This window comes from Agromyces italicus DSM 16388 (assembly GCF_000421545.1).
Classification (GTDB): Bacteria; Actinomycetota; Actinomycetes; order Actinomycetales; family Microbacteriaceae; genus Agromyces; species Agromyces italicus.
This window is the reverse complement of record NZ_ATXF01000010.1, coordinates 80,414-105,280: the sequence shown is the minus strand read 5'-3', so window position 1 is coordinate 105,280 and position 24,867 is coordinate 80,414. Positions and strand designations below refer to the sequence as shown.

General features: G+C 70.8%; 14 protein-coding genes and 1 tRNA gene. 8 read left to right on the top strand and 7 right to left on the bottom strand.

Annotated features, from left to right (window positions below; all coding sequences use genetic code 11):
- Positions 1–10: 10 nt before the first annotated feature.
- Positions 11–1,363 carry a glycoside hydrolase family 18 protein gene (locus H516_RS20500; RefSeq protein ID WP_022890588.1) on the bottom strand — a complete coding sequence of 451 codons (1,353 nt, stop codon included), beginning with the start codon at positions 1,361–1,363 and terminating at the stop codon, positions 11–13.
- 276 nt (positions 1,364–1,639) lie between these two features.
- Here H516_RS20500 and H516_RS0115315 point away from each other — a divergent pair.
- Positions 1,640–1,713: transfer RNA gene (locus tag H516_RS0115315), tRNA-Met, on the top strand.
- 102 nt (positions 1,714–1,815) lie between these two features.
- On the opposite strand, the gene H516_RS20495 is transcribed toward H516_RS0115315, so the two are convergent.
- The 3 genes from H516_RS20495 to H516_RS0115300 are packed head-to-tail and all read right to left on the bottom strand — an operon-like array spanning position 1,816 to position 3,796.
- Positions 1,816–2,691, bottom strand: coding sequence for an SDR family oxidoreductase (locus H516_RS20495; RefSeq protein WP_022890587.1), 876 nt, complete (start codon positions 2,689–2,691; stop codon positions 1,816–1,818).
- Positions 2,688–3,161: a MarR family winged helix-turn-helix transcriptional regulator gene (locus H516_RS21450; RefSeq protein WP_026378871.1), complete on the bottom strand. Its 474-nt coding sequence runs from the start codon at positions 3,159–3,161 to the stop codon at positions 2,688–2,690. The genes H516_RS20495 and H516_RS21450 overlap by 4 nt, the downstream gene beginning before the upstream one ends.
- A complete protein-coding gene (locus tag H516_RS0115300) occupies positions 3,161–3,796 on the bottom strand; it encodes an NAD(P)-dependent oxidoreductase (RefSeq protein ID WP_022890585.1) in 636 nt (211 codons plus the stop codon). The genes H516_RS21450 and H516_RS0115300 overlap by 1 nt, the downstream gene beginning before the upstream one ends.
- Before the next feature lie 201 nt (positions 3,797–3,997).
- Here H516_RS0115300 and H516_RS0115295 point away from each other — a divergent pair, with 201 nt between their 5' ends.
- Positions 3,998–4,879, top strand: coding sequence for a carbon-nitrogen hydrolase family protein (locus tag H516_RS0115295; RefSeq protein WP_022890584.1), 882 nt, complete (start codon positions 3,998–4,000; stop codon positions 4,877–4,879).
- 141 nt (positions 4,880–5,020) lie between these two features.
- Here H516_RS0115295 and H516_RS0115290 read toward each other — a convergent pair whose 3' ends face one another.
- Entirely contained in the window at positions 5,021–6,265 is a 1,245-nt protein-coding gene (locus H516_RS0115290) for an aminotransferase class I/II-fold pyridoxal phosphate-dependent enzyme (protein ID WP_051138865.1), read from the bottom strand.
- Between the two features lie 166 nt (positions 6,266–6,431).
- On the opposite strand from H516_RS0115290, the gene H516_RS20485 reads away from it, so the two are divergent.
- The 5 genes from H516_RS20485 (at position 6,432) to H516_RS0115265 (ending at position 12,564) form a co-directional block, all read left to right on the top strand.
- Positions 6,432–8,213 carry a S1C family serine protease gene (locus tag H516_RS20485; RefSeq protein ID WP_033197279.1) on the top strand — a complete coding sequence of 594 codons (1,782 nt, stop codon included), beginning with the start codon at positions 6,432–6,434 and terminating at the stop codon, positions 8,211–8,213.
- A gap of 130 nt (positions 8,214–8,343) precedes the next feature.
- Positions 8,344–9,399, top strand: a complete 1,056-nt coding sequence (locus H516_RS0115280) for a glycosyltransferase family 2 protein (protein WP_022890582.1) — start codon at positions 8,344–8,346, stop codon at positions 9,397–9,399.
- A 5-nt stretch (positions 9,400–9,404) separates the two neighbouring features.
- The gene (locus tag H516_RS0115275; protein ID WP_026378868.1) at positions 9,405–10,217 is read left to right on the top strand and encodes a CDP-alcohol phosphatidyltransferase family protein; all 813 of its coding nucleotides are present in this window, start codon (positions 9,405–9,407) and stop codon (positions 10,215–10,217) included.
- Complete coding sequence (locus H516_RS0115270; protein ID WP_026378867.1) at positions 10,204–11,097, top strand: glycosyltransferase family 2 protein; 894 nt, start codon at positions 10,204–10,206, stop codon at positions 11,095–11,097. Before H516_RS0115275 ends, H516_RS0115270 begins: the two co-directional genes overlap by 14 nt.
- A gap of 177 nt (positions 11,098–11,274) precedes the next feature.
- The gene (locus H516_RS0115265; protein WP_026378866.1) at positions 11,275–12,564 is read left to right on the top strand and encodes a CDP-glycerol glycerophosphotransferase family protein; all 1,290 of its coding nucleotides are present in this window, start codon (positions 11,275–11,277) and stop codon (positions 12,562–12,564) included.
- 373 nt (positions 12,565–12,937) lie between these two features.
- Here the strand turns inward: H516_RS0115265 and H516_RS0115250 are convergent, their stop codons facing one another.
- Both H516_RS0115250 and H516_RS0115245 read right to left on the bottom strand, forming a co-directional pair.
- On the bottom strand, positions 12,938–13,450 hold the full coding sequence (locus tag H516_RS0115250; RefSeq protein WP_022890576.1) for a hypothetical protein: 513 nt from the start codon (positions 13,448–13,450) through the stop codon (positions 12,938–12,940).
- A 135-nt stretch (positions 13,451–13,585) separates the two neighbouring features.
- Positions 13,586–14,521: a hypothetical protein gene (locus H516_RS0115245; RefSeq protein WP_022890575.1), complete on the bottom strand. Its 936-nt coding sequence runs from the start codon at positions 14,519–14,521 to the stop codon at positions 13,586–13,588.
- A gap of 145 nt (positions 14,522–14,666) precedes the next feature.
- Here H516_RS0115245 and H516_RS0115240 point away from each other — a divergent pair, with 145 nt between their 5' ends.
- Positions 14,667–24,746, top strand: coding sequence for a calcium-binding protein (locus H516_RS0115240; RefSeq protein ID WP_022890574.1), 10,080 nt, complete (start codon positions 14,667–14,669; stop codon positions 24,744–24,746).
- Positions 24,747–24,867: the final 121 nt, after the last annotated feature.

The following is a 24,867-nucleotide window of genomic DNA, read 5'->3' as shown; positions in this document are numbered from 1 at the left end:
TCGGGGTGCGTCAGCCGAGCGGACCCTCCTCGGCGGAGCGCAGCGTGTCGCCGAGGGTCGAGCCGAGCTCGTTGCGGTAGTCGCCCGAGAGGTCCCACCACATCGCGCCGCCGAACCCCTGCTCGGCCAGCCACTCGGCCTTCTGCTGCACCGACTTCGGGTCGTCGAGGCTCCACCACTGGCCGGTCGCGGCGTCGTAGCGCCACGACGCGCCGAGCGCGGGGTCGTAGTACCCCTGCCCGATCGAGCGGATCTCGTAATAGGGCTTCGTGCCGAGCGAGGTCACGGCGGGGTCGGGCGTCCAGACGGCGCGGTCGCCGACGGTCACGTTCGTCCAGCCCTGTCCGTAGGCGGGGATGCCGACGTTCAACTGATCGGGGCGAGCGCCGGCGGCGGTGTAGAGGCCCACGGCGTTGTCGAGCGCGAGCCCCCAGTTGTTCGCGCCGTCGGGGTGGAGGTTGCCCTGGTGGCCGGTGTTGCCGGTCCATCCGCCGGCGTAGTCGTAGCCCTGGATGTTCAGGAAGTCGACGACCTCGAACAGGCGCGGGTCGGTCCATCCGCCGGCGTTGGTGTTCCAGCCTCCGGCAGGGGCGAATGCGGTGAGCAGGTAGTCCTCGCCGGTCTCGGCGCCGTAGGCGTCGAGCTGGCGGCGGAACTCCTCCATGAGCGCGAGGAAGTTCTCACGGTCGGCGGGGCTCGCGTTCGAGGTCTCGCCGCCGTTCACCGGCCACTCCCAGTCGACGTCGATGCCGTCGAAGATACCGGCGGCGGCGCCGTCGCCGCCGAGGCCGCCGACCTTCGGCAGGTCGCCGCGCAAGTAGATGTCGAGGCACGAGGAGACGAGCTTCTCGCGGCTCTCGGGGGTGGCGGCGGCGGCCGAGAAGTGGTCGGACCAGGTCCAGCCGCCGAGCGAGATGAGCACCTTCGTGTCGGGGCTCGCCTGCTTGAGCTTCTTCAGCTGGTTGAAGTTGCCGGCGAGGCGCTGGTGCCGGTTCTTGTGGTCGCGCTTGCCGTCGACCGAGTCCCGCGGCGAGACGAGACGCAGGTAGTCGTTGTACGCATCGCCCTCGCCGGGCACGTCGGTGATCTCGCAGACGAGGTTCTCGGTGACGTTGCCGAAGGCGTAGTTGATGTGCGTGACGTCTTCGATGGCCCCGTTCTTCAGCAGGTCGGCGATCTGGAAGTCGCGGGTGATCGGGGTGTCGGCCATCAGGTAGCCGACGCTGCGGTACCCGTTGATCTCGCTCGGACCCTCGGGCTGATGACGCGGGTGGGCGGTGGCGGGAGCGGTCGCCGCGGTGGCGATGAGCGCGGTTGCGGCGACGGCGACGGCCGCCCCGCGGAGCAGGGGGAGTGGTGACATGGAATCCTCATCGATCGTTGTCCCGACCGCCGCGATCACGGCGGTTGCGAGACGGTACCAAGCGCAAGGCATGAAAAGAAAGAGTCTTAACAAAGGTTCGCGGATGCCACGGGCGAACGTGTGCGGTCACTGTGGAGATCTCCAACGGAATAGGGCGCTGGTGCAGATGCTGCACGTTCGGCGGGTCGATCGTCGGTGCGCTGCCGCGTGCGGATCGAGGCGGGCCGTGCTCGATTGGACGAAGGTGAATTCCCGTGATAGTGTTTCTTCTTGTGCCGCGGGGTGGAGCAGTTCGGTAGCTCGCTGGGCTCATAACCCAGAGGTCGTAGGTTCAAATCCTGCCCCCGCAACGCTGTGTTGGTTGCAACACCGAGAAGGCCCGGAATCATTGCGATTCCGGGCCTTCGGCATTTCCGGCGGCGGTCGAGGGGGTCGCCCCCTCGCCTGCTGGATCAACCCGACCGGGGCTCCCATGCGGCGCGCTCGCGCACGGCGAACTCGCGGAAGGTCGTCGCCGGCCGTCCGGTGAGCCGCCGCACGGCGTGATTCGGGATCGCCGACACGTTGAACCGCACGACGCGGTAGATCATCTTCTGCACCGCGAGGTAGTCGGCCGGTGCACCCTGCTCCTCGAGTCGCGCCAGGTACTCGCGCTCGCTCGGCCGCGCGTAGCGGATGTCGCGGCCGAGGACGTCCGACAGGATCCGAGCGACGCGTGCGTACGTGACGGACTGCTCGCCCGACAGTGTGTATGCCTTGCGCAGATGGCCTGGCGAGGTGAACACCGCGCCGGCGACCCGCCCGATGTCCTCCGTGTCGATGAACGCCGTGCGCGAACGCCCGGCCGGAACGAAGATCTCGTCGCGCTCGCGGATCTCCACGGCATATGTCGTCGACAGGTTCTGCATGAAGAAATTGGGCCGCAGGCTCGTGTACGGGGCATCCGTCTCGCGCAGATACTGCTCGACCGCGTGGTGCGGGGTCTTCCGATTCGCCTGCACGCCCTGGAGGGAGAGGAACACCAGCTGACGGAGGTCACGCCGCTTCGCGGCCTCGATCACCGGGAAGAGGTAGGTGCGCACGTCTTCGATGGCGGGCGGTCGCATGAGGAAGAGCCGGTCGCAGCCCTCGAGCGCCGCGTCGATCTCGGCCGGCGGCATTCCGAAGTCGAACGTGCGCGGGGTGACCCCCGCGGGGAGGCGGGCGGCATCCGAGTCGCCGCGCATCGCGGCGACGACCGGGACGCCTCGCTCGACGAGCGACCGGACGACGGCTCCGCCGACGATCCCGGTCGCCCCGGTCACGAACACGGCGTCGTTCGTCGTCATCGTTCGTCCTCCTCGGTGACCGTGCGCAGCAGGAGCGCGAGCCGGGTGAGCCCGTCGTCGTCGAGCCGGTCGAACATCGGCAGGAGGCGAGTGACCGTTTCGGCCTCGAATCGGTCGACCTGGCTCGAGGCCGCGTCGGTGAGCCGAAGCACCCGCGACCTCGCGTCGTCGGGATGTCGCGCGGTTTCGATGAGCCCGTCGGCCTTCAGTCCGTCGACGAGCTGCGTGACGGCGCCCCCGGTGAGGGCGAGGTGCTCGGCGACGAGGCTCGGGGTGATCGGGCCCGTGCCGTGCGCCAGCAGGAAGAGGGTCTGCATCTGCGATCTCGTGAGCGACCGCCCCTCGAACGGTGTCCGCCGCTCGGCGGCGATCGCCCGTCCGAGCACGGTCACCGCTTCGAGCACGGCCGAGGCCTGCGCGCGGCGCGACTCGACCGCTGTGCCGGCCCGGCCGCCCCGTGCGCCAGTCATCACGCGCTCACGAACGGCAGCTCGCGGACGAAGCGGTCGTCGTCGACCTGGGTCAGGATGAAGTCCGCGAGGTCGTCGCGGCTGATCTGCATGCCCGTGCCGACGCCGACCCACCCGACCCGGTACGTGCCCGTGCCGGGTGTCTCGAGCAGACGTGGGCCGCGCACGACGGTCCAGTCGAGCCCGCTCGCGCCGAGCACATCGAGGTGCGCTTCGGCGTCGGCGAGCACATGGCCGGCCAACGTCTTCAACAGGAACCGCATCACCCTGTCGGGCACCTTGGGCTGATCCTTGTTCTCGGCGCGGAGGCCGCCGCCCGAGAGCGTTACGATGCGGCGCACGCCGTGCGACTGCATCGCCGCGACGATGTGGCGCGTGCCGTCGGCCTGCAGGGTCCTGGGGGAGCCCTTCACCTGGCCGAACAGGCTCAGCACGACCTCGGAGCCGTCGACCACGCGGCCGACGGCCACCGGGTCCAGGACGTCACCGCGGATCACGGTCAGCCGTTCGTGCTGCACCTCGAGGCGGTCGGGATCGCGGACGAGTGCGCGGACGTCGAAACCCGCCGCGAGCGCGCGGTCGAGCACGCGTCGCCCGGTCTTGCCGGTGGCGCCGAAGAGTGCGATGGTCGTCATGGGAAATACTTTAGCAGCTAAAGTAGATCTCGGATCTGTGCGAGGGCGCGTGCCCCCTACTGCGCGAGATCGACGACGTCACCGCCTCGGGCAGGCCGGTCGTCGCCGACGCCCGGCCCGTCGGCTCCGCCGGCGCTTACTCGCAGCTGCGGTATCGCGCAGACCTCGGCCGATCGACCGGCCTCGCCCTACGCTGGTGACATGACACCCGGCCCGGTTGCACGTGACCACGAACACAGGGCACCCGATGCGCGGCAGCGCGCCGAGGCATCCGACGGCGACGAACTCGCGATCGCGGTCGCGCAGTTCGCTCCGCAGGCGGATGCCGCGGCGAACCTCGGCGAGATCGAGCGCCTCGCACGCCTCGCCGCGGGGCGCGGCGCGCGGCTCGTCGTGCTCCCCGAGTACTCGATGTTCTTCACGCCCGAACTCGGGCAGGAGATGGCCGATGCGGCCGAACCCCTCGACGGCGGCTTCGTGCGGGCGCTCGGGGCGCTCGCGGGCGAGCTCGGCGTGCACCTCGTCGCGGGCGTGCTCGAGCAGGCGCCGGGCGATGCCGCCCGCTTCTCGAACACGCTCGTCGCACTCGACGGCGGCGGGCGGCTCGTCGCCCGGTACCGCAAACAGCACCTCTACGACGCGTTCGGCCAGCTCGAGTCGGATCGGGTCGTCGCGGGTGCGCTCGACGAGCCCGAGATCTTCACGGTCGACGGCATCGCGGTCGGCATGCAGACCTGTTACGACCTGCGGTTCCCCGAAGTCACGAGGGTCGTCGTGGATGCCGGTGCCGACCTCGTGCTCGTCCCCGCCGAGTGGGTGCGCGGTCCGCTGAAGGAGCATCACTGGCGCACGCTCGCGCTGGCGCGGGCGATCGAGAACACGGTCTACCTCGCCGCGGCCGACCAGACCCCGCCGGTCGCGGTCGGGCAGAGCCTCGTCGTCGACCCGATGGGGGTCGAGCTCGCGGCGCTCGGGGAGCAGCCGGGCATCGCGCTCGCCTGGATCTCTCGCGAACGGATCGCCGCGGTGCGCCGCACGAACCCCGCGCTGTCGCTTCGACGTTACGGGGTCGTGCCGCGCTGAGGTGTTCGTGCCGGGCTGGCGAGCCCCAACTTGCAGGATGAGCGGGCAAGCGGGCCGGAATACGGGGGCGCTGTGCGGCTCATCCTGCAAGTTCCGGCGCTCGGGCCCCGAGCACCGCTCAGCCGACCCCGGCCCGGCCGCTCAGCTCACCCTGAGCGCCGCGAGGCGCGTCGAGGCCTCCTCGAGCACCGGCATGCGCTTGCAGAAGGCGAAGCGCACGAGACTTCGGTAGGCGTCGCGCCGATCGGCGTGCACGAACGCCGGCACCGGCACCCCGACGACACCCGCCAACTCGGGCAGCCGTCGGCACAGCTCTGCTGCGTCGGAGAACCCGAGCGGCGCGGCATCCGCGACGACGAAGTAGCCCGCCTGCGGGCGCGCGAGCGCGAATCCGGCCCGCTCGAGACCCGCGGTGAGCACGTCGCGCTTCGCGGCGAGGGCTGCGGCGGCACCGGTGAAGAAGGCATCGGGCAGGCCGAGCCCGGTGGCGATGGCCGGCTGGAACGGCGCCCCGTTGACGTAGCTCAGGTACTGCTTGACGGCGAGCACGGCGGTGACGAGCGGCGCGGGCGCGGTGAGCCAGCCGATCTTCCACCCCGTGGTCGAGAAGGTCTTGCCGCCGGAGGAGATCGAGATCGTGCGTTCGCGGGCACCCGGCAGCGTCGCGATCGGGCGATGCGGGGCGCCGAAGGTGAGGTGCTCGTAGACCTCGTCGGTCACGATGAGCGCGTCGTGACGCCGGGAGAGCTCGACGATCGTCGCGAGCACCTCGTCGTCGAAGACGGCGCCGGTCGGGTTGTGCGGCGAGTTGACGATGACGAGCCGCGTGCGATCGGTGACCGCCCGGCGCAGCTCGTCGAGGTCGACGCGCCAGGATGCCCCGCCGTCGCCCTGCTCCTCGGCCGCCCAGTGCAGTGGCACCGTCCGGTGCACGCCGCCCGCCCGGGCGACGAGCGCCGCGTAGGCGTCGTAGTAGGGCTCGAAGGTGACGACCTCGTCGCCCCGGTCGACGAAGGCGAGCACGGTCGCGGCGAGCGCCTCCGTCGCGCCGGCCGTCACGAGCACCTCGGATGCCGCGTCGACGTCGAGCCCGTACCAGTGCGCCTGGTGCGCGGCGATCGCCTCACGGAGCACTGCGTGGCCGAGCCCGGGCGGGTACTGGTTGACTCCCTCGGCGATCGCGGCGCGCGCCGCCTCGAGCACCTCGGCGGGGCCGTCTTCATCGGGAAACCCCTGCCCGAGGTTGATCGCTCCCGTGCGGGTCGCGAGGGCGCTCATCTCGGCGAAGATCGTCGCCGCGACCCGGCCGTCGGTGCCGAGCAGGCCCGCTCCGGCGGCGGTGCGCTGCAACGGCAGGAGCCCCGGCGCGGGGGAGAAGTCGCTCATGCTCACACCGTACGCGAAGCCCGCACGGGTACGCTGGCGCAGGGCATCGTCGCCTCGCACGGGTCGCTCGGACGAATCCCTGCTCGGTGATAGCAAGGACATAGGAACCGCCGATCCGGTGCACAGCTTGGCGAGAGATGCTGGCATCGCTTTGGAAGGAGCAGACATGACCGACACGACTGACGGCGCACAGGGCGAGGCCCGCGACGCCGAGGTCACCGAGGAGCCCACCGCTCCCGAGGCCAGCACCACCGAGACGACCGCCGCCGCGAGCACCGCCGCCGAAACGGCCACCACCGAGACCATCGCCGAGGCGCCCGAGGCTGCTGCCCCGGCCGCCGCCGAGGCGCCCGCCGCCGCTGCTGCACCCGCCGCTGCTGCTGCCCCGGCCGCCGCTGCTGCCCCGGCCGCCGCCGCTGCTGCACCCGCCGCGCCGGCGGCTCCCGCCGCGACCGGCACCGTGTACGAGCCGGGCCAGGCCCCGCAGCCGTACCACGCCCCGCAGTACACCAAGCAGGCGACGGCCGCACCCGCCCCCGCCGCTCCGGCGACGGCCCCCACCGTTCCGGTCCCCGGACAGGTTCCGCCGGCCTTCGGCGGCGCCCAGCCCGGTGCGACCCAGCCGACCGCCCCGCTCGCGGGCGTTCCGCCGTACGGCACCGGCCCCGAGGCATCCACCGCGCCGGCCCAGAAGCCGCGCCGCGTCGGCCTCGGCGTCGCCGCCGCGATCGTGGCGGCCGCCCTCATCGGCGGCGCCTCGGGCGCGGGCATCACGGCGCTCGTGACGAGCAACCAGAACGCGACCTCGACCGCGAGCTCGGGCACCGCGCAGAACATCGTCGTGAACGACACCGACCAGGTGACGGCCGTCACCGCGGTCGCCGCGAAGGCGAGCCCGAGCGTCGTGACCATCTCGGTCGCGGGCAACGAGGGCGCGGGCACGGGTTCCGGCATCGTCCTCTCCGACGACGGCTACGTGCTGACGAACACCCACGTGGTGACGCTCGACGGCGCGACCGGCGACCCGACGATCCAGGTCAAGACGAACGACGGCCACCTCTACGAGGCCGAGCTCGTCGGCACCGACCCCCTCTCCGACCTCGCGGTCATCAAGCTCGTCGACGCCTCGGGCCTCACCCCGCTCGAGTTCGCCGACTCCGACCAGCTCAACGTCGGCGACACGGCGATCGCGATCGGCGCACCGCTCGGTCTCTCGGGCACCGTGACGAACGGCATCGTGAGCGCGCTCAACCGCTCGATCGACGTCGCCTCCTCGGCGGCGCCGTCGACCCCCGACGACGCCCAGGGCGACGAGGGGTCGGGCGAAGGCCCGGGCGAGGGTGAGAACGGCGAGCAGGGCGGCGAGGGCGACAGCCCCTTCGACTTCTTCTTCGACATCCCCGAGGAGGGCGGCGGTCAGGCCCAGCAGCCGAGCGCGAACGCCGGACGCGTCTCGCTGCCGGTCGTCCAGACCGACGCGGCGATCAACCCCGGCAACTCGGGCGGCGCGCTGCTCGACGCCCAGGGCAAGCTCATCGGCGTGAACGTCGCGATCCTCTCGGCGGGCGAGACGGCCGCGGCGGGCAACATCGGCGTCGGATTCGCCGTGCCGTCGAACCTCGCCGAGCGCATCGCGAACGAGATCATCGAAGACGGTTCGGCCTCGCACGGCCTGCTCGGCGCGACGGTCACCTCGGCCGAGTCCGACGAGAAGAGCACCACGGTGGGGGCGCTCATCACCGAGGTCACCCCCGGTGGCGCAGCCGAGAAGGCCGGGCTCGAGGCGGGCGACGTCGTCACCGAGTTCAACGGCCTGCCGATCACCGACCAGACCGACCTCACCGCGCAGGTGCGGGCGCTCGCGGGCGGCTCGACGGCTGAGCTGACCGTCATCCGCGACGGCGAGACCCAGACGGTCGAGGTCACCCTCGACACGTACGAGGGCTGAGCCTGAACGGCACGGATGCCACGGGGCGGGGCCGGATCGGTATCGATCCGGCCCCGTTCGGCGTCTCCGGGAACACCGCCCGCGGGAGCGCGGCTGCTAGGCTCGATCGACCCCAGCGCGAGTGAGGAACATGCCCGAGCACCACCCCGAGACGACCCCGTCGTCGCTCGCCGGCGTGTCGTATGTCATGCCCGTGCTCAACGACGTCGCACACGTGCGCCAGGCCGTCGAATCGATCCTCGCGCAAGACTACGCCGGTCCCGTCGAGGTGCTCATCGCCCTCGGGCCGTCGATCGACGGCACGAACGAGCTCGTCGCCGATCTCGCCTCGCGCGACGAGCGCATCCGCGTGCTCGAGAACGAGGTCGGGTCGACGCCCGCGGGGCTCAACATCGGCATCCGTGCCGCGCGATATCCGGTCGTGGTGCGCGTCGACTCGCATTCGATGCTGCCGAAAGACTACGCCCGCGTCGCCGTCGCCACGCTCGAACGCACGGGCGCCGACAACGTCGGCGGCATCATGGACGCCCGCGGCGAGACCCCGTTCGAGCGCGCCGTCGCGCTCGCCTACACGACGAAGGTCGGCCTCGGCGGTTCGGCCTTCCACGTCGGCGGTGCCGAGGGGCCCGCCGAGACGGTCTACCTGGGCGTGTTCCGGCGCGAGGCGCTCGAACGGGTCGGCCTCTTCGACGAGTCGATCAAGCGCGGCCAGGACTGGGAGCTCAACCGGCGTCTGCGCGAGACCGGCGGCACCGTCTGGTTCACCCCCGAACTCGCGGTGACCTACCGCCCTCGGTCGAGCGTCGACCGGCTCGCCCGGCAGATGTTCTCGACCGGGCTCTGGCGCGGCGAGCTCGCGCGGCGCTTCCCGGCCTCGAACGGCATCCGCTACTTCATCCCGCCCGCGATGGTCGTCGGCGTGGCGCTCGGCCTGCTGCTCGGGGTCGGCGGCATCGTGCAGGCGCTCATCGGCGCGACGCCGTGGCTCCTCGTCGGCTTCGCGGCGCCGCTCGTCTACCTGCTGTTCGTCGCGGTCGCCACGTTCTCCGCCGCGCGGGGGCGCGGCGCGAGCACGGCCGCATGGTTTCTCGTAGTGTTGCCGTGCATACATGTCACGTGGGGCATCGGCTTCGTGCTCGGCTCTCTCTCGCTGACCAGCAACATCGCACGGCACACGGGAAGGTGAGCACGATGTCTGACGCCCGACCGGTGACGGTGCGGCCGGCGAGCATCGCCGAGCTGCGCGCCGTCGCGCAGCCTCCCGAGGTGCGCGGCCGGCGCAACGCCGAGCACTGGACGGCGTCGCTGTACCTGCGCCGCTTCTCGATCCACCTCACGTGGCTGCTCCTGAAGACGCCGATCTCGGCGAACGGCGTGACCGGCCTCATGATCCTCGTCGGCTGGTCCACGGCGGCGGCGCTGCTCATCCCCGGCATCTGGGGTGCGCTCCTCGCGGTCGTGCTCGGCCAGCTCCAGATGCTCGTCGACTGCTGCGACGGCGAGGTCGCCCGCTGGCGACGCACGTCCTCGCCCGCCGGAGTCTTCCTCGACAAGGTCGGGCACTACACGACCGAGGCACTCATCCCGCTCGCGCTCGGTCTCCGGGCGGCCGCGTACCCGCTCGAGTTCCCCGCCGACTTCCTCTGGACGACGCTCGGCGCGCTCCTGGCCCTCGTGATCGTGCTGAACAAGGCGCTCAACGACATGGTGCACGTCGCCCGCGCGAACGCCGGGCTCGCGAAGCTCGCCGACACCCACGGCGAGACCGCGCCGCGCGGCGGCCTCGTCGCGAAGCTCCGCAAGGCGGCGAGGTTCCTGCCGTTCCACCGGCTGTACCATTCGGTCGAGCTCACCCTCATCGCGTTCGCCGCGGCGCTCATCGGGCTCGCGTTCGGTCAGCCGCTCGTCGACCGCGTCGTCGTGGCGGCGCTGCTGCCGCTCGCGATGCTCGCGGTGATCGGCCACTTCGTCGCGATCATGGCGAGCCGTCGTGTCCGTTCCTGACGTGCTCCCGCGCGTCGGCGTCGTGGTGCTCACGATGGGCGAGCGCCCTGACGAGCTCGCGCGAGGCATCCGAAGCGTGCTCGCGCAGCAGGGCGTCGAGACCGACGTCGTCGTCGTCGGCAACGGCTGGGACCCGGCGACCGCCGAGCCCCCGCTGCCCGCGGGGGTGCGCACGCGCCACCTGCCCGAGAACCTCGGCATCCCGGCCGGCCGCAACGCGGGCGTGACCGAGGTCTCGGGCGAGGTGCTGTTCTTCCTCGACGACGACGCGTTCCTGCCGAGCGCCGCGTTCCTCGCCGACGGCATCCGGCTGCTCGCCGAGCGCCCCGAGCTCGGTCTCGTGCAGCCGCGAGTCGTCGATCCGACGGGACTCGTCTCGCCGCGCCGCTGGATCCCGCGGATCCGCAAGGGCGACCCCGCGCACTCGAGCCCGGTCTTCTCGTGCTGGGAGGGCGCGGTGCTCATGCCGCGTGCGGTGTTCGACGAGACCGGTGGATGGGCCGACCCCTTCTTCTACGCGCACGAGGGCATCGAACTCGCCTGGCGCGTGTGGGACGCGGGCCGCATCGCCTGGTACGAGGGTTCGCTCGAGGCGGCGCACCCCGTCATCGACCCCGCGCGGCACTCGTACTACTTCCGCCTGAACGCCCGCAATCGGGTGTGGCTCGCCCGCCGCAACCTGCCGGCGCTGCTCGTGCCGTTCTACGTCGGCTCGTGGACGGCGATCCAGATGCTGCGCTGGGCGCGCCGACCTGCCGCGCTGAAGGCCTGGTTCGGCGGTTGGGCGGCCGGGTGGCGGGAGTCTCCGGGTGAGCGCCGCCCGATGCGCTGGCGCACGGTGTGGCGGATGACTCGAGCAGGACGCCCGCCGGTCGTCTGAAAGGGTTGCGGAGCGCCCGACGGAGGAGGACGGGTCACGACAGCTCCGTCGTGCGCGGGTCCCGAGACGTCGCTTCGCTCCTCCTCGACCCGCCGGTGCCGTAACGATCGGCTCTCGTCTTCGCGCAGGGCCCGGCGCCGGGGCATCCGTTCAGCCGCCCCTCGCTACCCTTGGACAGTGGGATTGAGGAAAGACGCGCGACGCGCGATGAAGCTCGCCAAAGACATCATGTGGTCGCGGCGTGCGCAGCGCGCGTTGCGCACGAAGCTCGCCGAGCGGGCGCCGCTCGAGCCGCATCGCTTCAAGATCGGTGTGTACTTCGCCGACGGCAAGGTCAACCTGTACCAGCTGCGGCAGTGGTACGCGCCGCTGGCCGAGCTCGCCGAGACGCACCCCGTGCTCGTGCTCAGCCGGGCGTCGGGCGCCGCACTGAGGCTCTTCGAGGAGTCGCCGCTGCCGGTGGCCTATGTGCGCCGCGTCGCCGACCTCGAACGGGTGATCCACGAACAAGACCTGCATGTCATCCTCTACGTGAACCAGAACGCGAAGAACTTCCAGATGATGCGCTACGGGCGCCGCTGGCACGTGTTCGTCAACCACGGCGAGTCCGACAAGATGTACATGACCACGAACCAGTTCAAGGCGTACGACTACGCTCTGATCGCGGGCGACGCCGCCCGTGCCCGGCTCGACAAGGTGCTGTGGGACTACGACTTCGACAAGCGTGCGATCCCGATCGGGCGCCCGCAGGCCGACCACTACCTCGACGGCACTCCGCTGCCGTACACGCCCGACGAGCGCGAGGTGGTGCTCTACGCCCCGACCTGGGAGGGCGACCGTGCCGCGGCGGCGTACGGTTCGATCGCCTCGCACGGCGTCGCGCTCGTCGAAGGCCTGCTCACGACGGGGCGCCATCGGGTGATCTACCGGCCGCACCCGCGTTCGGGCGTCGTCGACGAGGCCTACGCGGCAGCGAACAAGCGCATCATCCAGGCGATCGAGCAGGCGAACGCCGCCGACCCCGGCGCGCAGCACGTCTTCGACGACGGCCCCAAGCTCGGGTGGCAGCTCGCCGCCGCCGACGTCGCGATCGTCGACATCTCGGCGATGGTCTACGACCGTCTCGCCGCCGGCAAACCGTTGCTCATCACGCGCCCCGCGAACCCGGCCGCACAGGTCGACACGAGCGGCTACCTGCAAGCGTGCGAATGGTTGGATGCGGCGGATGCCGCGTCGATGGTCGCCCGCGTCGACGAGGTCGCACACGACGAGCAGGCGCTCGAGCGGCTCAAGTTCTGGGTCGAGCGCTACTTCGGCGACACGACGCCGGGGGTGACGACCGCGCGATTCCACGCCGCGATCGACCACCTCATGGCCGAGTGGGAGCGCTTCGCGGCCCTGCACGCCGGAGACGGCGACATCGACGAGCACGACGAAGAGGGCGAGACCGACGACGAGGAGCTGTAGCTCCGGTCAGATCCGCTCGGTACCGCGCTCGAGTCGCGATGGCGGGGGCGAGTCGTCGTGGGGGAACGGCGCCGGTGGGAGGCGCACTGTGACGCCAGCGAGATCGGCGAGCTCCTCCTGCGTGAGCTCGAGTTGCCGTCGGCGCGCGTGCACGGTCGACGCGAGGTCGGCGGCTGCGGCATCCGCTGTGTTCTTCGCACCTCGAATCTGTGCAATCGTGCCGAACTTGTGCTCGTCTCTGAGCTGAGCGCGGTTCGAGTGCGTTGATCGGCACGATCATGCTGATTTGCGCCAATCTCGCTGACATCTTTCGCACGGGATCGAACAACGGCGCGATCGAGCCGGAACGACTCGCCCGAGCGGAGCTCGCTCGCTACTCTTGATCGGTCGGGAAGACTCTGCGGGCGATGGCCTGCACATCACGGTCGAGGGCGTCGAAACGGGATTCGAGACCACCGAGGCGTGACTCGAAGCGATCCATTTGACCCTCGACACGGCTCATCCGGTGGTCGACCTGCTCGAACCGCAGAACCATCTCGTCGCGCAGTGCGTCGACCTTGACGCCGATACCGCCGACCTGGGCGGCGAATGCCTTCAGCATGAGCTGGGTCGTGACCGCGATGGTGCCGGCGAACGCCGCAGCGAGCACGCCGATCACCGTCCAGATCTGGGCATCGTTCACGGTCATGGCTCCATTCTGCGGGCGGGGCGAGGCGAATGCCAGCGTATGGCGCTGATGGCGGGCGGGCCGCGATGCCGATGTGGTGTGCGCAAGTTCGTCGACGGAGCGGGTCTGGAGGAGTCTCGACTGCGCCCGCAGGGTCAGCCGTACCGTGGCGCGCATCTCGAGGTTCGCGCCGTCGGCGCCGCCGTCGCCGATGGTCATGCGCTGTTCGTCGCCGAGGCTTCCCGGCCCCAGCGGTCTCGATGGGCGTGCACCGCTCCTGAGGAGGCTCGGCGGCACGAGACTTTCACTCACTCGTGCGGGCCGACGAACATCGACCGCGCGCATGCGGGCGCGTCAGCGGTCGGCGTCGCCGTCGCCCGAGGCATCCGCGTTGATCGCCGACGAGCGCCCCGTCGTCAGCCGATTGAACGGCCGCTTCGCAGCCCGTCCGAGCACGCCGCCCACGGCACCGGCGGCGCGGGCGACCCGCTTGCCCGTCGCCGTGACGAGCGTGTCGTCACCGGCCGATTCGAGCTCCGCCGGAACCATCGCGGGCGCCGCGCCGAACGCGAGCCGCGACTGGGTCAGCACCCGCCGCCCGAGCACGTGGTTGCCGATGCCGCCGATCGCGGCGCCGATGCCGAACGGGATCGCCTTGCCGATGATGCCCGCGCCGCCCTTCACCGCGAACTGTTTGATGAAGACCGAACGGAGCCGGTCGACGACGGTGCCCATGACCGCCTTCGGCAGGCTGTTGGTGATCAGTTCGCCCCAGTAGGCGTTGCGCGCCACGCCGGAGCCCGTCGCCTGGCCGGCGAATTGACGAACGAGGTCGCTGCCCTCCTGACCCAGCATGAGGGTCATCACGAGCGCCCGCGCCCGCTCGGGGTTCTCGACGTGGATGCCGTGCACCTCGGCGACCGACTGCGCGAACAGCGCGGTCGCCTCGAGGAAGCCTGCCGTCTCGACGCCCGAGAGGGCGAGGGTGACCCCGGTACCGATCCCGGGCACGACGGCCGTCGCGCCGACGGCGGCGCCGCCGGTCGTGACCGCGGCGAGATAACGGCGCTCGAGGATGCGCACGAGCTGCTCGGGGGTCGCGCCGGGCGCGCGGCGGCGGATGCTTCGCAGGTGCGCGACGACGATCGGACGCTGGATCGCGAGCGCCCGGTCGATGGCGCGCTCGATGCCGTGGGCGCGACCGGCGTCGGCCGCGCCGGTCGGCGAACCGGCGCCTTCGCGCGGGTCGTTCTGGCCCATCGAGGTGATCGAGTGCACGCGGTCGGACATGGCGACGATCCTAGACGCCGCAGCTGATCTTGCCCCCCAAAGTGAGGGTTTCTCTTGTCAGCGGGGTCGGCACCGGAGTAGAACGGCCTCGGGCGCGCACGTCACCCGCTGCGCGCCGGGCTGCATCGACCCGGGGGGAACTCTCATGCGCGCCCAGAACTACCCGAACCCGTTGTCGACCACGCCGTTCGCACACCGGCATGCGCTCGAACGAATTGCCGTCGGTGTGATCGCCGTGGTCGCCGCGTGGGCGCTCGCGCTCGCCGGGGCCGTGCCGGCGCAGGCGGTCGATCCCGCGGTCGACGAGCCGGCCGCGGTCGAACGCTTCCGTGAGAATCTCGGCACGGTCGCGACCGACGTCATCGCCGAGTACTCGACGTTCGGCGCGATGACGAAACCGCTCGCACTCGAAGACGACCGGCTGATCCCGAGCTCGATCGTGACACCGGCTTCGGCCCTGGCGCTCGGCCATGCGATGTCGAAGCTCCAGTCCGACATCGCCGCCGACGCGCACACCGCTGCGACGCTCGATCAGTTCGTCGGCCAGCTCGACACCGACTACGACGGCCCGGTCGACGAGAGCGTTCCCGCCCTCGACGGCATCACCTTCGACCTTGAGGCATCCTCCCTCCCCACGAGCGCCGGCGCCGAGGGGTTCAACCTCTCGATCACCGTCGAGCACACCGTCAAGGTGCCGATCACGGTGGTCGACCCCACCCTGCAGGGCGGAATAGCGAACCAGGCGACCCCCCTGCGACTGACCGCCGCCGATGCTCCCTACCGCGTGCGATTCACGTTCGAAGCCGACTACAGAGTCGACACCGCGGCCGATCGATTCTGGGTGGCGCCGGTCGATGACGGCCCGGCCGCCCTGCTGGAGACCGATCTCGCGGGCGACGACGCCTTCGTCTTCCCGAGCGGAGAAGCCGCGGTCGGCATCGCCGACGTCGAGATCCTCGACGGTTCGACGGTCGACGTCGACGCGCGGTGGTCGAGCGGACTCGCCGACTCGAACAGCGACGGGCAGCTCAGTCTCTCGGAGCCGGCAGCGGACGGTGGCCCCCGGGTTCCGGGGGAACTCGCCGTCCCGGTCGCGCAGCTCAGCGACTTCACCCATGACGGCACCGCGACCGCGTCGATCAAGTTCGGCTCGACCTTGCTCGGGCTCTCGTCATCGCCCGCGCCGACCGCCGTGCTCGACGCCGACCTCGCGACAGACGACCCACTCGTCGCACACTTCACGGGCACGGATTCCGATCTCGACGCACTCGAGATGGCGTGCCGGCTCGGACCGGGGGACCTCGTGTCGGGGCTCGTGCAGTACGGCAACCTCGTGCGCACGATGCAGCTCGCACCCGGCGCCGACCGGGAACTGCCGCTCGCCGGCGGCCGCCTCTCCGACCTCGTGAACCTGGGCGACCCCTATTTCACGCTCGCGGAGGAGCTCATCACCGTCGACCCGTCGAAGGAGCTCGGCCAGCAGATCGTCATTCACGTGTCGACCGTCGGTGAACTCGCCGCCGAGCTCGCGACGCTCGACGGAGTCGGCGACGCGCCGACCGTCACCTTCGACCGCGCGGCCGAGACGATGCGCATCGGGCTCGCCGCCCATCGGTCGTTCGCAGATGCGACGACCACGACGCTCAACCTTCCCGACGACTCGTCGGTGGCGCAGTTCTCGTCCGGTGATCAACTGCGCGGCACGACGGGCCTCCGCGGCGTCGCCCATGAGGGCGCAGCGCGCGACCCCGACGTGCGCACGGGCTTCGACCTCGACCTGCCGATCACGATCGACCTCCGCGAAGCGCAGCCGGCCTCCGACGACCCGGGCACGCCGGCGATCGAGGACCAGTCGCCGATGCCCTACGAGCGCTTCGGCGCCGAGGTCGGCGACGGTGCGGAACTCTCGTTCACGCAGTCGGCGACCGCGCCGATCGCAGCTCGAGGCTCGATCGGGTTCGTGCCCGCCAAGGTCGGCGGCGAGTACAAGCTCGTCCCCGACGGATCCGAGCCGACCGGCTCGGTCGACGTCTCGGCCGTCGGCGGGGCGACGAGCACGCCGCAGATGCAGGCACTCGCGCAGGCGATCACCAAGCCGGGCACCGACTACGACGTCGACACGGCGGATGCCGCGGGCAAACTGCAGGCGAAGCTGTCGGTGAGCGCCCCCGGGGTGAACGCCGACGGCACTTGGCAGGACGTCTCGCCGACGTCGCCCGCACTCACCGACGACCCCGGCACCTACGACGTGGCGGGCGAGGCCTTCGCGAACCCGGCGGGTGCCGCTCTGTCGTTCGCCGCGACGAACGGCAACCGGCCGGCCGGGCTCTTGAAGAGCCTCGACCTCGACCCCGAGGCCGTCGTCACCGACGCACTTCGAGGCCGCACGATCGATGGCATCGCTCAAGCCGTCGGCGAGGTCGCGAGCGCCGCATCGACCGAGATCCCGGTGCTCGGCCTCAGCGCCGGTGAGATTCTCGACAGACTCGTCGGCATCGACGAACTTCTCGACGGGCTGCGAGACCCGGCGTCGGCCGGCGATGTCCGTGCCCTCGAACGCGCCGTCGAAGGCAAGCTGCCTGCGGGGGCGAGACTCGATCTGCGGCTGCGCGACCTCGAGGCGGGTACCGCTTCCGGACTCGACGTGAAGCTCGCGTTCGAGAAGACGGCCGAGCAGCAGTTGCCGCTCGCCCTCGACGGCGACGGCAAGTCGATGGGTGCTGTCACCGGGATTCCGAAGGCGACGCTCCATGGCGAGATGAAGCTCGGTGTCATGATCCCGCTGACGAAGGCGGCCTCGGCGCCGAAGATGCTCGGCGACTCGTCGGCCGCGTTCTCGGCGAAGCTCGACACCCCCGACGACGGCACGCTGAAGTTCGGCGTCACGGCCGGGCCGTTCTCGGCATCGCTCGGCGACGGCCATGCGGGCTACCTCGAACTCGGCGCGCGGTTCGCCGTCACCGACGCGACGCAGACCGACGACTCACCGGTCGACTTCGGTGCCTGGTCGCCGACCGCAGTACTGAGCTCGACACAGGACGACCCGTTCTCGTGCCCGGTGCCGGGCGAGGCCGCCGTGACCGGCGAGTTCGGGTGCATCGCCATGCCCGTGATGGTGGGTGCGGTCGGCATCTCGTCGCTCGCCACTCCGCCGACTGCCGACGACTTCGTGACCGGGAGCTTCGGCAGCGGTGGCGCCGACATCGGCCTTCCGGCGGGGCTGCTCGACTCGATCGACACCTCGGACTTCTCGTTCGACAGCCTGAGCGACGGGCTCGCCGCGATCAGCAAGATCATCGACGCGGCCATCGCCGCGTCGAGCGCGGGGTCCGGCCTGCCGGGCATCGGCGAAGACCTCGGCAAGTTCGCGAAGGGGCTCTCCGACGCGAAGGCGTTCATCGCGAAGCCGGTTCCCGGGCTCAACGGCAGCGATGTCGACGCACTGCTCTTCGAGGCGAACGGCCTGCGCGACCAGCTCTTCGCGAACTTCGGGCCGGTACTCATCGACAGCGACTACCCCGCTGTCGCGGGCTTCGAAACCACGACAGGGGATGCCCCGGGCACGACTGACGTCAATGCTCGCGACATCCGCATCGTGCCCATCTGCACCGGCGGCGTGGTGTGCGCACCGGGCGCGTTGCCGACCGATCTCGAAGACGTGACGGTCGAGATGGAACTCGGCCAGGGCAACCCCGATGTGAGCGACTGCACGAACGCGGCCGACTGCATCGACGGCGAGCCGGTCGACCTCGGCTTCGGGCTCGACGGCCTGCCGCTGAAGCTCGACGCCAAGGCGATCGCGAAGGCCGGCTGGCGGCTCGAGCTCGGCTTCGGGCTCTCCCGCGACGACGGCTTCTACTTGATCGACAACCCGGTGCCCGCCGATGTCGACGTGACGCAATGGGCCGACGACGACGCGGCCGGCACCCCGCAAGAACTGCGGGTGCATGCCTCGGTCGAGTTGAAGGACGACCCCGGGACGCCCGGGAACGAAGGCCGGGTCACCGGCGTCGTCGGCTTCCTCGGCATGACCGCGACCGCGATCGACGGCGAGAAGACCGGTATCGAAGCGGGCGTGCAGCTCGGGCTCAAGGTCGATGACGGCCAGACATGCACGCTCGGTGCCGACTACCGATCGGGCATCTCCGACGCCTACTGCTGGAAGCGGCTGAAGCTCACCCAGCTGCTGAGCGGCGGTCTCACCGATGTACTCGGCGAGCCCCGCGTCGACGGATCGGCGAACGCGCACCTCACCATCGACACCGGCGTCGCCAAGCCGGGGTTCGAGGCGGTGAACGACTCATTGCCGACGATCACCGCCGACTTCACCCTCGAGTGGAGCTTCGACAACAGCGGCGTCGGCGACCCGACGATCGCGCTCGAACACATCCGGGTGAACCCGGGCGAGCTGTTCCAGCGGCTGTTCGGCGGCGTGCTCAAGGCGCTCGACCCGGTGCTGCAGCCGATTAAGCCCGTGCGCGACTTCCTGTTCAGTCCGATCCCGGTGCTGACCGACCTCTCGGAGCTCTTCGGAGGCGATCCGGTGACGGTCGCGTCGCTCGCCGAACAGTTCGGCGACGTCGACCTGAGCCTCCTGCGCGACATCGACCTGCTGCTCGACTTCGTCGAGAAGGCGCAGGCGTCGGCGAACGGTCAGCCGATCGAGATCCTCGAGAAGCTCCAGATCTCGGGCGACGCGGCGCAGGGCCCACCGCGCACGTCCGACCAGGCCGATGAGCTCATCAAGCCGAACACGCTTCCCTCCAAGGAAGCAGACGAAGCGAAGGGCGCCCAGCTCGCCACCGACATGAAGTCCACGCTCGGGAGCGATGTGACGGGTTACGACAAGGTCACCGACCCGGCCGACAGCGACTTCACGTTCGAGATGTTCGACAAGCCGTCGTGCCTTGCGACGCTGCTCATCGGCAAGGATTGCGGCATCGCCGAATGGCAGCCCGACCCGCTCACCATCCGCATGCCGTACGAGGCGAGCTTCGGGCCGTTCTTCGGCGTGCTCTACATCACCATCGCGGGCGAGGTGAACGCTTCGGCGCAGTTCGGCGCGGGCATCTCGACCCGTGGCGTCCGGCTCATGGGCGAGCAGATCGTGAAGGCCGGTGGTCTTCCGTCCGACATGGTCGCCGCGATCGGCGACACGTTCCTGCAGAGCCTGTACCTCGCCGATGTCGACGGTGAGGGCAAAGACATCCCCGAGTTCACCGTGAGCGGCTCGATCAAGGCCGGCGCGAAGCTCTCGATCGTGATCGCGTCGTTCAAGGTCGAGGGCGGCATCACGGCGACTTTCGGGTTGAACCTCAACGACACGCCCCAGGCCGACGGCCGCATGTACTTCGACGAGATCTGGCCGAAGATCCTGAACCCGGTCTGCCTGTTCGACTTCCAGGGCAGTCTCAAGGCGTCGCTCGACGCCTCGGTGCAGGTCGGCTGGCCACCGCTCGGCTGGGAGGACAGTTGGAACCTGGCCGAGATCACCCTGCTCGACTTCAGTAGCTCGTGCAGCGACAAGCCGGCCGAGCCGAAACTCGCGATCGAGCAGCCGAACGGCGTGCTGAAGCTCAACGTCGGTCCCGGCAACACGCGCGGCGTGAAGTCGGGCGAGCCCAACGAGATCTACGAGGTGCGCCAGACGACCGAGCACCCCGACACCACCGACCACAAGTACACCTTCGTGATCACCGCATTCGGCGCGACCGAGACGAAACGCGGCACCTCGATCGAGCTGTACTCGGGCAACGGCAACGACTCGTTCACCTTCCTCGGCGGCGGCGCCGCGGGTGAGAAGGGGTCGCTCAAGGACTACGAGAAGCCGACCGAGGGCGACCCGGGTGTTCCCGCACCGACGGGTTCGTGGGCATTCACCGCGCCCGTCTCGGGCAACCTGGGCGTCGGCGCCGACAAGTACCGCGGCGGTGACGGACCCGACGTGATGAACGGCGAGGAGAACTGCCCGGCGTCGGGCGATGCGACGGCCGACGCCGACGTGATCGATCTCGGCGCCGGTGCGAACCGTGCGTGCGGCGGCCCGGGCAACGACAACATCACGGGCGGCCCCGGCACCGACATCCTCGACGGAGACGGCGACGGTGACACGATCGACGGCGGCCTCGGCGAAGACACCGTCAGCGGCGGCGCCGGCGTGGATCACCTGTTCGGCGGCACCGAGCCGGTCGACAAGGCCAAGGCGGGCTCCGGCACGCTGACGGTCGACGGCGATGACCTGATCATCGGGGGGCTCGACGCCGATACCATCCAGGGCTCGTCGGGTGCCGACAAGGTCTACGGCGACGCCCTCTATGGCACCGTCACGAACCCCGACACGAACGTTGCGAACGGAGCACGCAACGAGGGCGACGCGGGCGGCGTCGACACGATCGAAGGCGGCCCCGGGGCTGACTTCCTCTTCGGCGGCGGCGGCAACGACGTGGTCTACGGCGGCATGAGGATCCCCGACCAGGACGCGGACACTTCGGCCGACCACATCCAGGGCGATGCGGGCGACGACGAACTCCACGGCGGCGCCGGCGGCGACGACCTGTGGGGCGGCAGGTCCGGCGACCGCGCGTTCGGCGGCCCCGGCGTCGACAAGATCGACGGCCAGGCCGACAACGACCCCGAACTCCGTGGCGGTCCCGACGATGACAAGGTCTGGGGCGGAGCGGGCAACGATTCGCTGTTCGGCGACGAGGGCCTCGACAACCTCGTCGGCGACGGGCGTGCTGACGCGGGCACTGCTCCCACGCCGGGCGACGACCGCGCCGACGGCGGCGCCGGCGACGACATGGTGCTCGGCGACAACGGCACGATCAGCGGTGTCGTGACCCACGCCGGCGGCATCGCGATCGACGCACGGGTCGCGCATCCGAGCGCGCTTTCGACGAAGGTCGATGACGCCGCTCCCATCGGCAACGACCCCGGTCTCGGCGGCGGCGACGGCGACGACAAGGTCTACGGCGAGGGCGGCGACGACACCGGCACCGGCGGCGCCGGCCGCGACCTGCTGCACGGCAACGCCGACGTCGATCACCTCTACGGCGAGACCGGCGACGACGAGGCGTGGGGCGATGTCGGCAACGACGTCGTGCAAGGCGGCCCCGACGAGGATGTGCTGTACGGCAACGCCGACTCCGACACCGTCGACGGGCAGGAGGGCGTCGACCTCGTGATCGGCGGACACTACGGACTGACCGGAAAGGACACGGGCGACCGGCTCACGGGCGGTACCGAGCGCGACCGGCTCTACGGCGACGACGTGTCGATCACACCGGGAATGACCGGCATCACCTCCGACTCCGACGTGTCGTTCTCGCCGTCGGCCGACTCATCGACCTACGGCAGGGACACCGGCGACGGCGGACCGGGCCAGGACGAACTGCACGGGCAGGACGAGGTCGATACGCTGTACGGCGCCGGTGACTACGATCAGGTGTTCGGGGAGCTTGCCGGTGACTTCCTCGTCGGCGGTCCGGGCCCCGACGACCTCGTCGGCGACCAGGGCACGATGAGCCCCGAGGCTCGCCACGTGCAGCCTCCGGCCGGCGGCTGGGCCCCCGGCACCCCGAAGGGCTCGCCCGAGGTGACGATCGAGCTCGTCGCACCCACCGTGGGCGGCGACGACCTGATCTGGGGCGACTTCGACACCGCGGATGCCCCGTGGTCGACTGGCGGCGACGATCGAGGTTTCGGCGGCCACGGCACCGATACCCTGCGCGGCGGCGCGTACGACGACCACCTCGAGGGCAACGGCGGGCAGGACCGCATCTTCGGCTTCGACGAGGAGAGCGACCACACGGCCGATGACTCCACCGACGGCGCCGACGACCTGATCGGCGGTTCCTCGCCGGTCAATCCGCTCGCGAAGCCAGACGGGTTCAACCACGCGCTCGACGAGGGCGAGCTCGAGATGGAGGGCAACGACCTCGACGACGTCATGACGGGCGACAACGCGGTGCTGACGCGCCACGCCGACCCCGACGACCCGAACGCCTGGCAGACCGACCCGGTCACGGGCGGTGTGTTCCGCGAGGTCACCCTGCTCGACACCGAGAAGACGGGCGCCGACCTCGACGAGGTCTCGGGCGGCGACTACATGCGCGGCAACCACGAGAACGACCGCATGTTCGGCGAGGGCGGCAACGACCGGGTGAAGGGCGACGCCGACGACGACCTCGTCGAGGGCGATCAGGACGGCGACTGGCTCGAGGGCAACGCCGACGAAGACGACGTCATCGGCGGTTCGTCGTTCCCCGACCAGCCCGACTCGGGCGACGTGCTCTGGGGCGGCGGCGGCGCCGACGTGCTCGCCGGCGACAACGCGTGCATCGTGCGCGACGTGCCCGGCGTCGACTTCGAGCCGGCGAGCTGCCCGGCGCTCGACGACCCGGCACTCGACGAGTTCCACTACGTCACGAGCCAGCTCGGCGTCGAGACCAGGCGCGGCCTCGTCTACCACGATCTCGACGGGCCCTTCCCGAGCGAGTTCGGTCGCGACATCCTGAACGGCGGTTCTGGGGTCGATGCCGAGTTCGGCCAGGACGGCGGCGACGCACTGTTCGGCGACGGCGGCGCCGACTTCCAGCACGGCAACGGCGATACCGACATCATCGTCGGCGACCGGCCGGTCGACACGTACGGCGAGATCGCGCTGCCGCCCGAGGTCGGCGGAACGCTGCCGACGCTGCCCGCCGAGCCGACGGGGCTCCCCGGTTCGCCGAGCACCGGTGCCTTCCTCGTCGGCCCCGCGCAGGCCGACGGACAGGACGACCAGTTCGGCGGCTCCAACCTCGCCGGCCACCGCGACACGGGCGACTGGCTCTTCGGCGACGGCGAGGCCGACTTCCAGCTCGGCGACAACGGCGAACTGATCCGCACGGTCGAGGGCGAAGAGGATGACGCGAGCTACGCCGTCTACGAGGAGCGCTACCCCGACAACGACCCGCCCGACGACGGCTCGGCCGTGATCGAACGCGAGGTCACCCGCTACGACGTGGGCGTGCCCGCCGCGGCGGGCGTCTGGGGCGCCGACCTCGTCTTCGGCGGCAACGGCACGAACCCGCTCATCTCCGCCGGCGCCGGCGACGGCGACGACAGCCAGTGGGGCCAGGACGGCGACGACCGGCTGTTCGGCGAGGACGGAGCCGACGACCAGTTCGGCGAGCTCGGCGACGACACCATGTGGGGCGGCGCGGGGGAGGATGCGATGGTCGGCGACCGCGGCGGCGTGCAGACGCGCTTCGTCGAGACCGACGGCAGCGATGCCGGCGACCCCGACATCCTGACGCACACGAGTCAGGGCCCCCCGGGCATCAACCTCGGCGGTCCCGATGCGGGCGCGCAGGACGCGGTGCTGCACCCCTTCGAGGCTCACCCGCTCTACCGCGGCACCTCGCTCAGCCACGACCGTGACGGCTCGGTGCTCGTGAAGAACGGGCACGACGCCGGCGGTGCCGACCGGATGCGCGGCGGGCCGGGACACGATTCGATGCACGGCGGCGAGGGCGCCGACCTCATGAACGGCGACTCGGGCGGCGACTACGCCTACGGCGACGACGGAGCCGACGTGATGTGGGGCGGGCGCGGCGACCCGATGGTCGGCTCGCCCGACCTGCCCGGTCGCAACGCTCCCGGTGCGAACGGCGAGTGGCTCGACGTGCTCTTCGCCGGCTACGGTGCGAACGCCACCGAGGCCGGAGCCGACGTCATCGACTACCAGCCGCGACCGGGCGTCGACCCCGCTTCATGGTTCACGATGGTGCAGGCCTATGCCGACACCGCCCCCGAGGGCGCGGGCACCGCCGGTCGCGCCGAGACGCGTCAGCACCACCACGGCACCGACTGGCAGTACGGCGGGTGGGACCGCGACGTGCTGCAGGCGGATGTCTCGGCCAACGGCCCGAACGACGGCGACAAGCTGCTCGACTGGGGCGGTGCCTACAACCTGTACACGGCGTGCAACGCCGCGTACGGCGGCTGGAACGACGTCCGCAAGATCGATCCGAACAACCTCGCCGGGCTCGAGAAGCTCGCGTACGTGACGGGTGCCCGCGCCGACTTCGACGGGGCGCCGACGCTCGGCGACGTGCAGGCGAACGGCTCGGCCGCTCGTGAGGCCGCGATCGTGTACACGAAGGATCTCAAGAACAACACCGGCAAGGCGTTCTCGGGTACCCCCGGCCACTTCGAGGACTTCATCTGCGCGTCGGACTGAGGAGGAGCTCGCCCGCGCCGCCGCGCCGCCGCGCCGCCGGCCGCGCCGCCGCGCCGCCGGCCGCGCCGCCGCCGCGCCGCCGCGCCGCCGTGCTCAGCGAGTCGCCGAAAACTGCTCGAAA